Genomic DNA, 11,180 nt, shown 5'->3' with positions numbered 1-11,180 from the left:
TCGGCGTTATCCCAACGTAGCGTTCCTTTTGTGCCGACAATTTCAAGCCGATGGCATGGCGGACGTTGGAAATAATTGACGTGGATACCGCCGATCGCTCCTGATTTTAGCTTGATACCAATCTCCCCAACATCTTCCACACCTGAAAGTTCCAACGGTGAAACGTGCCCCTGAAGGGATACCAGTTCTTCAACTTCTCCCAACAAATAGCGGATGTAATCTATCGGATGAGTCAGTGTACCAATCACCCCCCCGCCTAATTCTGCTCGCGCCGCGTATCTCTGACGGTAATCTTCCCAGGGATGCCAATTTGGTAAATATTCGCCCCAATGAGAATGAAAGCTTAATATCTTCCCCAGCGCCCCATCCTGAATGAGTTCTCGTGCCTTATTCAGCGTGGGATGATAACGGAATTGGAATCCCACCAAAATACGCGACCCACTTTTTTGAACGACTCGGCGTAATTCTGCTACTTGAGTGAGATTATCAGAGATGGGCTTTTCAAGCAGAATATGACATCCAGCCTCTGCGGCGGGGATGGCAACATCCATGTGCAGGGAGGTGGGATTCGCCACCACAACGGCATCAGGTTTCAAGGCAAGCGCGTCCCGTAAATCCGTTTCAACGGGGAGTCCAGCTAACTCTTCATCATCCAATGTGGATTGATGAGTCCGAAACAAAACAATGTTATCCTGGCCCAATTCACGTAAAATCCGCAAGTGACGACGACCTATGGAGCCAAGCCCTGCAATTAGAAATTTCATATAGACCTTATCCATTCATAAACCAGTGTGCGCCATAGAGATTAATGGCGATACTGGCGATAACGAGCAATTGAAAATGCCAAGGTATTCTTTTCTTGAAGCCCAGAGCGAGCAACACCATTAGTGGGACGAGGAAATCGAGAATATACCTATAGCCAAATTGGTGCGCGCCTGTGTTGTGATACAAGCTGAGCAATCCGACCGTGAGGAAGACAGCCACCCAAGAGCCGATGATCCACCAGTCTTTTGAATAGCGACGAAAGAGATAGATGAGAGCAGGCGTAGTCAAGAAAATGCTCATGCCTGTTGCGGAGGGTTCGATGAGCCATCGGCCAGAAGGATTCCAAAATGGCAGTTTAAACAGCATGACTTGTAGATTAATGGGGATGAAATGGGTGGAGAATGTGCCCCATGTTTGGACATTATAGACTATTTCCGGTCCGGCATTAACGGTAACATAGCCAAAATCGAAGAAGTCTTCAAAGCGAAGATAATTATAGAAGAGCAAGCCAACAATGGCTAAACTGATAAAGGGAAGCATTTTTGCTATCCATTGAACAGCTTCTTTTAGCGTCACTTCTCCATTCTCTTCTTTTTTTATTTGCATGGCAATTGCGAAATAGAAGGGAGATGTCATTAATCCCGTTGGGCGAGCGGTGATGGCAATGGCGATCAGTGCGCCGACGAGCCAGGCAGTTTTTTTACGAAGAGCGGCATAAGCCGCGAGAGCCAGAAAGAGGAAAGTTAGAATTTGGCTGAAATACCAGCCGCGCCCACTGATTCCCATCCAAAGATGTGGCGTGCCGAAGAGAAATAAGATGACGAGCATAAAAACACTGCGCGTAGAGAGGGATATCCACTTTCGAGTATTGAGTTCTTTTAATATCAGGAATAAAAGTACGCCGTTGATCGCGCTGGCAACCATCGACAAGTAGCTTGTGCTGATATTTGCCGCGCCGACAAGATAAGCAAGAGGCATCAACAAAATAGCGGGCAAGGGCGGCATGGGCGCGTACCATTTCCCTTTATAGAGGGTCAGGTCATGCGTATAGGGCGGGTTTTCTATGTAGAGTTTCCCTTTTGTGAATTGTTCTGCAAGCAGATCGAAAAATGAATATTTGGTTTTACCGACCCATCCTATTAAGGCAGCGAAATGGGCGTAGAGGAAGAAGGTGATGATGAATAAGCCGAAGAGAGTCAGGATTTGATCCAAACGCGCAATCAGTTGAGATTTACTTTCTTCTATTGGTGTAATCGTTCTTAGTAGGATGATGAAAAGGATGCTAGAAAAAAAGAACCATCCGATAATGCTACTTAATCTTGCGCTGATAGGCTCTAAAAAAAATAAAGGTCGGATTATTGGTGGGACAGAGAGTAATAAAAATGCGCCTGTAAAAATTAAGACAGCATATAATGAGACCATGATGCCGGCGTAATAATTTGAGGAAAGGTCAACGACTATATTTTTTAGTTTTACCTGCCAAGGCCCGAATTCAAAAATCGCAATCAGAATCGCGCCAACATTGATTAGTAAAAGTACCAGAAATACAATAGCGATAAGTACCCGTAATGTTGATAATCCGAAAATGAGTTGATTATTTACTTCTGAACGTGGCAGAATAAAAACAATAAACAAAATTAACCCTGCAATAACATTAAGTCCTAAAAAAAGCGGAAGGATATTTTTTTCTTTTAGACTGAGTTTGGTAATTGGATCGGACATGTATATTCCTTGATACAAGTTTGTTCTAAAGTCGTTACTACGAGAGGATCTCTCTAACTATGCTTTAAGGGGCACTAAAATCATATCGGTAGACGGATGCACCCATAACACGATGTTGATCTTCGATGTGCCCATACTGGTTGAGATATTCGACATAAAATGTCTCCATATCACCTTCGCAGCCGCCACAATCAACAATATGGGAGATGATAACCCAGACTCGGCTATTCCCATTTAATTTATTATCGACATGTTTCTTAAATTGAGTAAGAGCTTGTGTACTGCCCAGGTCGAGACCAGTGATAATATTGCCCGTATCAAGTCCATAGAATGGCGCGTAGTAATTAAAGGACGGGCGAGCTCCGTGATATATGTACACTATATCATCTTCTTCTCTATGCTCACTGACATATTCCATAACAGGTTTTATATCTGCACTCATCCTTGGCGAAATAAGATTGTCGATGGCGCTATTCACAGGTGTCCAAGTTATATACAGCGCAAGAATTAGGTAAGTGACTATTGCCGCAGTGTGATTCCATTTATTAATAATTGTGAAAATACGCCCCAATCCCTCGGCAAGGAACAAAATGATGATGGGGATTAAGAATAGAGCCAAACGTCCACGAATAGGATAGATTTCCATTGTAGAGGCTAGAGAAACGATTAAGACTGGGGTGGTGATAATTAGTGCCTTGTACCAATCCCTGAGAAAAAAAGAAATCAGCCCCATGATAATCAGTGTAGTAGAAAGCAAAAAAAGGTTATCGCGGTCTAAGCCCCAGGAAGTATTCTGCAACAAGGATGAATATGTCTTTATGAACCATCCCCAATCTTTCCACGGAGGGAAAGGCATAAAAGCATTTCGCCAATAATGTTTCAATGACTCGTCTGCAGCTAAAGTGCGCAGAGAGATTAGGTAGGTCGTGCCGAAAGAAACTATCCACGCGGCACCCACGCCAAATATCCAGAAAAGACGCGTGTAGTTTTTTTTGAGCAATTTTTCGAGGGCGAGTACCAAGCCAATTCCGGCAGCGACAAAAGCCGCGGGATGGGATATCCAAATCAAAAAAAAGCCGGTTCTTGCGAGCAAAAAGATGTCTTTTTTCTTTGCATCTTCTCCAAGAGAGCGAAAGGCGAGATAGATCAAAAGGATTACTGCCATGACATCGCTAGCATATTGTTTTAGGTCAGAAGAATAATAGACCAAAGACCATGATATTGCGAAGAGGAGCAGGAAAAGGGTTCCGCCTGCACCAAGATATTCTTTGGCAAGTCGATAGGCGAGATAAGTTGCAATTAAACCCGAAAGGATCGGGGTAAGGCGTAAAATATAATCTTCATTTCCAAAAAGAAGGGTGAAGGTTTTGGTGATCAATAAAAAACCAATTGGCGCGCCTTGATCGTAATCGAGGGGCTGGAGAAGTTCTGCGAATGTGCGGTTAACGATATTAAGTGCAAGATTGGCTTCATCGTGCCAAAGCGAACGATTGGCGATATATTGTCGTAGGCGTAAGGTGATTCCAAAGAGCGTTATTCCCCATAATAAGAAGTTGGATTTACGGATTGAATTCAGTGGCTTCCACAAAATCGGCATTATTTTCCTGGTTTAAACCCTGGTGCTAAAGTTCGTATTTCCACTTTACTAACATCTCCCCTACGACCTCGTTGAAAATCTCGCGGTCACGGACAGTGAAGATATTTTGCCAATTGCCCGCTTTTCCTTTGGGCAGGAAATCGGCAATGGATTTGTTGCGTTCTTTCTGCCAAGTTTGATCTGGATTGGAGGACATTTCGGCTTGGATGGCTTCATCGAGAGCATCATCAATACTGATGTCGAATAAGGCCCAAACTTTTTTCATCACAGTAAGGGGAGTGTAGAGCAAATCCTCGTAGCGAAATTCATAATAACGCTCGCCAAATAAACGCTTGCCTGCGTCCGCGGTCTCTATCAGATTTTTGACCCAGCCTTCGGCGTTGGCACGCAGCCATTTCTCTGTGAAGATAGAGCGTTCGCCTGTCGTGAAGGGCGTCTGGTCAGCACGCAGAGCATCCACAATCTGCTTATCTTCTTTCGTTAGGAATTTTGACTCTTCGACGAAGTTGCGAAAACGCTGCGAGATGAGCACATCCCGCCCGTCGCGGACGATGTTGATCAGGTAGGCATCGGGATAAACGGCGTGCATCAGTCGCACGGATTCGCCGTCGTTCAAGCTGTTAGGGCTTTTATCGCCGACGATGTGCTTCTCTGCGCCAGCACGCTTTGCATCACTTTCCATGATGTAGTCGGCAGCAGCGCGCATCACCAGTGGGGACAGGTCTGTGCCATCGTTCCAGCGGTTGGAGCGGCGGGTGAGCCACTCTTCCATCTCAGCGCTGTCGACCAGCGATTTAAGTAGCGGCTTGCGGGTGAAAAAATGCGCCTGCCAATTGCAATGCACTTCGGGATGCAGGCGGATGAGCCGTGCCAGCAGCGTCGTCCCCGAGCGGGCATGCCCGTAGATAAAGAATTTCTCCATCGGGAAGAATTGCTTCATCTCGGCGACCTGCTCCGCGGTCAACGGTGGGATTTCAGCACGTGGACCTGTTTTATCTTCGCCGCGCAACAAAATGCGGCCAGCGGATTTTATGCGTTTGACTACTTCCATGCTTCTCCTACAAAATAAACTAACACAAAGATCTCAAAGGTTCTCGAAAAGAAACAAAAAAGATTTTTTTTGTGCTTTCTTCTTGTTCTTTGTGTTTAATTTTTTTACTTACTCAATACCTTCAAAACAAACTCAGCCGTCCTCTTGCCTGAGGTCGCATCGGTAAAGGTGATCTCCTGTTCGATGAAGGCTTTGCGCTCAGCGCCATCCAGCGTGGGGTCATTCAGGTAGGCGTTGACCACATCACGCAATTCGCTTTCGGTGGCAGCCACTCGCCCGGCATTCGCTTCCCTAAAGCGTAAATGCGTCGGCCAGCCACCGATCTTCTGCAGTGCCAGCGAGTATTTTCCGGGCTTGTTCCAGCCGCCGAGAGTATCGATCACTGCCGCCACGATCGGGCGGTTGTGAACAGCCGCCTCGACCACCATCGTCGAGTAGACCGTCACAAAAACGTCGGAATAGGCCATCATGGATGTTTTCTCATCCATATCTTCGCCACCATAATAGCCAAGGGACCCGCCAAGGGCAACTGGGCGGACAACGTGGACGTTGGCGTGCTTCTCTTCGAGAGCATGGATCTGCGCCCGTTCTTCAGCGAAAATTTCCGGCTTGTCCTGAAAATGGCTGGGGTGCAGACGAATCAGGAGTTGGCTTGGCTCATCTAATTGCCCCAAATTCACTATTTTAGCAAGAGCTTCCACGTTGGGGAAATTCGGCGCAAAGTGGACAAAGGAACAGGCATAGGAAATTAGCTTGCGACTTGGGTTGAGATTATGCAGTTTGAAATACTCTTCCCTTGACATCAACCACGTTTTACGGAAATAGCCATCGTAGGAGGGAATCCCGCCAATATGCACGTGCGATGCCTCCCAATCGGAGCCGAGCACCAATTCCTCTTTTTGCTTCTCAGACCAGCAAGTTGCCCAATCCATGAATGCGCCGGGGATGGCGTAGCTGCTCGGATTATCCCATCCGATGATGGCTGCCATTGTCGGAATCCCGTTCTTCTTTGCTTCGCCGAGCAGATAGCGGTCCACGCGCCAACCCGCGGTCGAGGCGATCACCAAATCCGGTTGATATTTTTCGAAGAGGTCCCTATAAATCCCGGGGGTGAATCTCATCTGCATTCTAACGAGCATTTTGCGCGCCCATTTGCTGGAGCGCAGCAGGATGATCATCAGTGCGGAGGGCAGCCAAATCCCGATTCGGAATTTCCAGGTATTTTCTTTGAGCACTTCCCAGATGTGGCTGTCTTCGGCTTGGTTGTTGATGCGCCACGAGCCGCCGACGCGACGAAGATAGATGAGCAAGGCTTGCAGGCGCGGCTGAACGCTTTTAGCGTAGGCGTTAGCTTCTTTCAGGCGCAAGCCCTCGAAGATCAGATTTGGTTGCCCGAACCGCTCAGCGATGCGGTCTTTGGTCTCGTCATCGGTAAAAAGGACGACTTCGACGCCCACATCAAGCAGGGTCTGGACAACGTCGCTTTGCAGGAAGTAGATCAGTGCCATACCGTGGTCGGCGATGATGAAAATGCGTTTGGTCATGAATAATACCGTTTGAAAATCCAGTTATAGATCGCCAACAAAACCTTCTTGACCGGCGCAAAATGCCAAATGGATGCAGATTTCCTCTCAATCTTCTCCTGCCCCATTTCGCCACGCAGATAACCCAGCGTATTGGACAAATTCATCACCAGCGGATCGGAAACCATCAGGCGCAGGAGACCAGCTTCGTTCATCCGCTCATCGAGCTGACGGACCTGCCCCATCGGGCGGGACATGTCGAAGGGCAGAAATTGCTGGAGGGTGGATTTATAGGCCACAAATTGCCAATGGGATGCACCAGCGAGAGCCGTCACTGCGGGCTTTTTTTTCGATCGCGTAGCATTTCGTAGAGAAGCAGTCTCCCTCTCAGTCGAGGAGATTGCTTCGGTCGCTTCGCTTCCTCGCAATGACGAGGAATAGGTTATTTTCCAATCTCGCGTCTCATCATATACCTTTAGATTTTCTTTCTCGGTCTGCCCAAGGGAGAGATTGAATTCCAGGAAGGTCTCCCAGGGGATGAATTGCCCTTCTTCACAGGTCGCATTTTTCTGCGCCCACTCGACTGTGGATGAATAAAATTCAGGTGGCGTACGGAAAGGGCGGGCTGTGACCATGCCCACATTCGGGAAGGTCTCCAAAATTTCAACTGAGCGCGCCAGCCAATTGGGGTAGTAAAGAATATCGCTATCAGCGTAGGCGATAATCTCGCCTGGCGCCCCTGCCAGGATCATATTCCACGCCCCGCCCTTACCAACATTCTTCTCCGAAAGCAGCAAATACTGGATACGCCCAGCTTCTTTTTCTGCGATCAGATAATCCCGTGCTTCGGCGCAGGAACCGTTGTCGAAAACCATCAAGTCGAAGGGCAGACCGGCATCTTTGCGCATGGATTCGAGACTGGCTTTGAGTACATCCAGTCCCTCTTCATAAAAGCCACTTAAAAAGGGAAGATAGGTCAAAACGGCAACGGTGATCCTCTCTGGCTTGACCACTTCCTTGACGAATTTGGCGGGGTTTTGTCCTTTTCTCATAAATAAATTCCAGGTTAAAGTTGAAGGTTGCAAGTTACAGGAAATTCATAAAAACCTATTTCCCAATTATCTTTTTGAATATTTTAGCCCAACGCTTGGGACGGACGACTTTTTCCACTTTCTCTTCTTTCAAAAAGAAAAAGAGTTTACGCAGAAACTGTTCCACACCGCGCCAGAAGCGTCCACTTGTCAGGCGAGGGCGGGTGATTTTACCATCCCGCAGTTGGCGCTTGGTATCTTTGATCGTATAACGCGTTACCGCAGCGCCGCCCGCCATCTGCATATTCTCATCGGTTTCGGGCAAATTATAATGAATTTCTCCAGTGGGCAGATGCCGATAGTCGTGGTTCTGATGCACGATCATCACATCCGGCGTGGCATCAATCGTCGTCCACTTCTCAGCGCGCGCCTTGAAGATCATCCAATTATCCCAGCCAGCACGCCCAATTGCAAAATCGGGGATGTCCATATAACAAGCGCGCGGGAAGATGAAATAGTCGCTCCCGGCGGGGCGATGTAATTGACCTTCTTTTTGGATATTTTTTTTTAATCGGGATTGCCAATCTTCAGAAAATTCCATTGGTTGGGTAACATCCAGATCCCAGCGCTGTCCCATTAAAACGAATTTCTCGAAACGTGACACGATCCTTTGGCTTGCACCCACTATTTCATTCATCAGCAGGATGTCGGTATTGATGATCCCCAAAAGCGGACTCTCGCTATTTTCGCGCGCCAACGCAAACATGGAGGAGATTAACGGCGTCCCGTTCTCGTTGAGTTCCACCTTTGGGAGGTGGAGCACGCCCAAATCGCGGGCGGCTTCGGCAAGACCCTCCTCGTCCCCCAGCAGGATGACATCCACATCCGGGAGATGAGTCCACGAGGCAATCGCGTTCCGCTGAATGGTCGCAATATGCGGATCAGTGAAGGGTTTTGGGGAGGAAAATAAAGTAAGCAGTGTCATAGGTTTCAGTATTCAGTCTCTGAGCGGAACATCGAATGAAGTGAGATGTGTTGTCGCCTGTACCCGAATGGGTGAAGAGCGGCGTTTGTGGAACCCGTCCTTTACCCTCTCGGGTACAGGCGTCTGCGCTCCCTATCGGTCGCTCCGCTCACACCGTCCCGGTATCCTTCGGGAGGAGCTGTGTTTATTCCATCAAAGTTTTATGGTGCACATCAGCATTGATCTTTGCCAGCTCGGGTTCACGGTCGAGCAAAGCGAGAATGTCGTGCCATGAAAAATCATCATTATTAAAACGGCCAAAAATTTCTCGGATAAATTCAAGGTCTTCAGGTGTATCCACCGTCCAGCGGAGAGCGCCGTAATCGAGGTCGTGATTGAGTAAGGCTATCCTAAAGTTACGCTGAGAAACCCCGGTTGAAAGGTTTGCATGTTGAAAGGTTTGCAAGTTTACGCCTTCGTACAGATAAGGCATAACGTGCTCACGCTGGTGCTTTTCGGTGGCATTCGTCCAGGCGTTTTCAAGAGCGGCAAAGGTGCAAACTTCGGTATCCAGACCAATCGGGAAAGTGCGTCCCATTGGCGGTGGGAGGCGGTTGGCGACAAAATCAAAATTCATGTCACCACGAGGAGCAAGCTCTCGCGACGCGGCAGTCTCCGCACTCATAGAGGGGGATTGCTTCGTCACCTCGTTCCTCGCAATGACGGCGATGGTTTGATCTACCACATCTGGATCGAGCACCGGGCAATCTGCCGTTAAACGGACAATGATCTCTGCTTCATATTCTCTCGCTGCCTGATAGTAACGATCAAGAACATCGTTCAGGCTACCGCGGGTAAAGTTATATCCTCGTTCGGCACAGAACTCCGCAATAGGGTCATCGCTGGGATCAGTGGTTGTTGCAACAATAACTTGATCTACCAATTTGGCGCATAGAGCACGCTCAACGACGCGGGCGAGCATCGGCTCTCCGCCAATATCGAGGAGTACCTTTCCTGGCAAACGGGAGGAGGACATACGGGCCTGGATAATGGCAATTGTGCGAGGTTTCATAAGGAAAAGCCTGCACCACGAAGACACAAAGGACACGAAGAATCTCTTTGTGTAAACAAAGAAATACCTTTGTGCTCTCTGTGCCTTTGTGGTGAATTAATCAATATGTGCCTCCGAGGGGATGGGGAGCATGGTCACAAATCCCTTCGCTCTAAACTTCTCAACGTATTCGTAAGTCTCCCAATAGTCGAGACCGGTTTGTTCGGCGATGTCGAAGATCGAATGTTCGCCTTCGAAGCGCATCATGATCTTTTCGATGGCGCGGTTCAGGTTCCAGTTATCGCGCCAATCCACCCACAGGCCATGGCCAGAAAGAAAAACAGGGCCACGGAAAGTTCGTTTGGGAATATAGTTCGTGGCAAAGATGCGAACGATTTCCTCGGCAATATCGGCAGCCCCAACAAGCATCTCTTCGTCCATGATATTGAGATTGTCTTCGGTGGTGTGGTATTCCTCGTAAGGAAAGCGGTTGAGCGAGATGCAGGGTACATTGACGCCAGGTCCGTTGATGACGCGTTCGTCGTTCGCAGGGGCGGCGGCGAAATCGCGTTCGTCGACGTCTTTTTCACGCAGAACGTATTGCGTAATTCTGTCGAGAAGATGCGTATGTTGGCGGGAGTGATGCCACGCCAACTTATTTTTGTTGCCCGTCATTTCCATGAAGATGCCGCCCTGCAAATTAGGGATCAGGTCTTCGTTATTCGCTAAATAGGCGATAGTGCCGATGGTTTCGGGTCCGAACCAGAAGCGGACGCTCATCGAGCCTGCGGGGAGCGGGTTTTCTGCCAGTCGTTTGGCAAGCTCAATGGTGGAAACCACCCCGGCGAGATCATCGTTCGCCTGCATGGGATGACAACTGTGAGCCTGGATGATGATCTCGCCGGCAGATTTAACGGCACCACCTTCGGGATGCAGCACACCGTGTCCAATACGCAGACCAAGTTCCGGGTCGCGGGCGAATTCGACGTTTATCACAGCATGATAACGGGCATCACGATCAAGGGCATCAAATTGATTTTTCGGGAGACAAAATCCCCAATCCCGTTCGTAATATTTAAACTCCCAGGGGATGGCATCAGGGAATTTCTCGTTAAAGCGCAGATGCGGTTCCAGTTCTTCCCAGGTTAATATTTGATCAATGGGCAGGGAATACGAGATGATATGAAGAGGATTGTCAGCAAAATCAACGATCCGTTCACCGCCCTCAGTCTCCAGATAAGCCTCATGGACGATATAACGCTCAGGCACTTCCCAGGTCCAGACGGGCGTACCGGGAGCGTAGGTTTCTGTCTCGTAATTGATTTCGTCCGGGAGGTACCCGCCGATGATCTCGAGGGTTTTATCCATATCATCAGAGACGATGGTCCGATGCAGGGGCAACAGTTCGGCGATGATGGATTTCAGGGATGGGTAGGGTTTCATTTTGTGTTTTTAACCACGAAGTACACGAAGGTT

General features: G+C 48.4%; 9 protein-coding genes. All 9 read right to left on the bottom strand.

Annotated elements, in window-relative coordinates; translation table 11 throughout:
• A partial coding sequence (locus tag AC3DOM_RS00575; RefSeq protein WP_487917073.1) for a Gfo/Idh/MocA family protein occupies window positions 1-764 on the bottom strand: 764 nt, incomplete at its 3' end.
• A 7-nt stretch (window positions 765-771) separates the two neighbouring features.
• Entirely contained in the window at window positions 772-2,487 is a 1,716-nt protein-coding gene (locus AC3DOM_RS00570) for a hypothetical protein (RefSeq protein WP_487917072.1), read from the bottom strand.
• Between the two features lie 64 nt (window positions 2,488-2,551).
• Entirely contained in the window at window positions 2,552-4,084 is a 1,533-nt protein-coding gene (locus tag AC3DOM_RS00565; RefSeq protein WP_487917071.1) for a glycosyltransferase family 39 protein, read from the bottom strand.
• A gap of 25 nt (window positions 4,085-4,109) precedes the next feature.
• A complete protein-coding gene (locus AC3DOM_RS00560; RefSeq protein WP_487917070.1) occupies window positions 4,110-5,135 on the bottom strand; it encodes a sulfotransferase family protein in 1,026 nt (341 codons plus the stop codon).
• A 104-nt stretch (window positions 5,136-5,239) separates the two neighbouring features.
• Window positions 5,240-6,679: a CDP-glycerol glycerophosphotransferase family protein gene (locus tag AC3DOM_RS00555; protein WP_487917069.1), complete on the bottom strand. Its 1,440-nt coding sequence runs from the start codon at window positions 6,677-6,679 to the stop codon at window positions 5,240-5,242.
• Complete coding sequence (locus tag AC3DOM_RS00550; protein WP_487917068.1) at window positions 6,676-7,710, bottom strand: glycosyltransferase family A protein; 1,035 nt, start codon at window positions 7,708-7,710, stop codon at window positions 6,676-6,678. Before AC3DOM_RS00550 ends, AC3DOM_RS00555 begins: the two co-directional genes overlap by 4 nt.
• Before the next feature lie 55 nt (window positions 7,711-7,765).
• A complete protein-coding gene (locus AC3DOM_RS00545) occupies window positions 7,766-8,674 on the bottom strand; it encodes a hypothetical protein (RefSeq protein WP_487917067.1) in 909 nt (302 codons plus the stop codon).
• A gap of 184 nt (window positions 8,675-8,858) precedes the next feature.
• The gene (locus AC3DOM_RS00540; RefSeq protein ID WP_487917066.1) at window positions 8,859-9,725 is read right to left on the bottom strand and encodes a cytidylyltransferase domain-containing protein; all 867 of its coding nucleotides are present in this window, start codon (window positions 9,723-9,725) and stop codon (window positions 8,859-8,861) included.
• 96 nt (window positions 9,726-9,821) lie between these two features.
• A complete protein-coding gene (locus AC3DOM_RS00535) occupies window positions 9,822-11,147 on the bottom strand; it encodes a DUF4910 domain-containing protein (RefSeq protein WP_487917065.1) in 1,326 nt (441 codons plus the stop codon).
• Window positions 11,148-11,180 lie beyond the last annotated feature (33 nt).

This window comes from Candidatus Desulfolinea nitratireducens, from assembly GCF_982879505.1.
Note: the sequence above shows the minus strand (reverse complement) of the source record. Positions and strands in the feature narration are given on the sequence as shown.

Excerpts from the sequence above, each read along its gene's own strand:
- AC3DOM_RS00540 (WP_487917066.1), bottom strand. The coding sequence starts at position 9,725 with ATGAAACCTCGCACAATTGCCATTATCCAGGCCCGTATGTCCTCCTCC.
- AC3DOM_RS00570 (WP_487917072.1), bottom strand. The coding sequence starts at position 2,487 with ATGTCCGATCCAATTACCAAACTCAGTCTAAAAGAAAAAAATATCCTT.
- AC3DOM_RS00535 (WP_487917065.1), bottom strand. The coding sequence starts at position 11,147 with ATGAAACCCTACCCATCCCTGAAATCCATCATCGCCGAACTGTTGCCC.
- AC3DOM_RS00560 (WP_487917070.1), bottom strand. The coding sequence starts at position 5,135 with ATGGAAGTAGTCAAACGCATAAAATCCGCTGGCCGCATTTTGTTGCGC.
- AC3DOM_RS00550 (WP_487917068.1), bottom strand. The coding sequence starts at position 7,710 with ATGAGAAAAGGACAAAACCCCGCCAAATTCGTCAAGGAAGTGGTCAAG.
- AC3DOM_RS00545 (WP_487917067.1), bottom strand. The coding sequence starts at position 8,674 with ATGACACTGCTTACTTTATTTTCCTCCCCAAAACCCTTCACTGATCCG.
- AC3DOM_RS00555 (WP_487917069.1), bottom strand. The coding sequence starts at position 6,679 with ATGACCAAACGCATTTTCATCATCGCCGACCACGGTATGGCACTGATC.
- AC3DOM_RS00565 (WP_487917071.1), bottom strand. The coding sequence starts at position 4,084 with ATGCCGATTTTGTGGAAGCCACTGAATTCAATCCGTAAATCCAACTTC.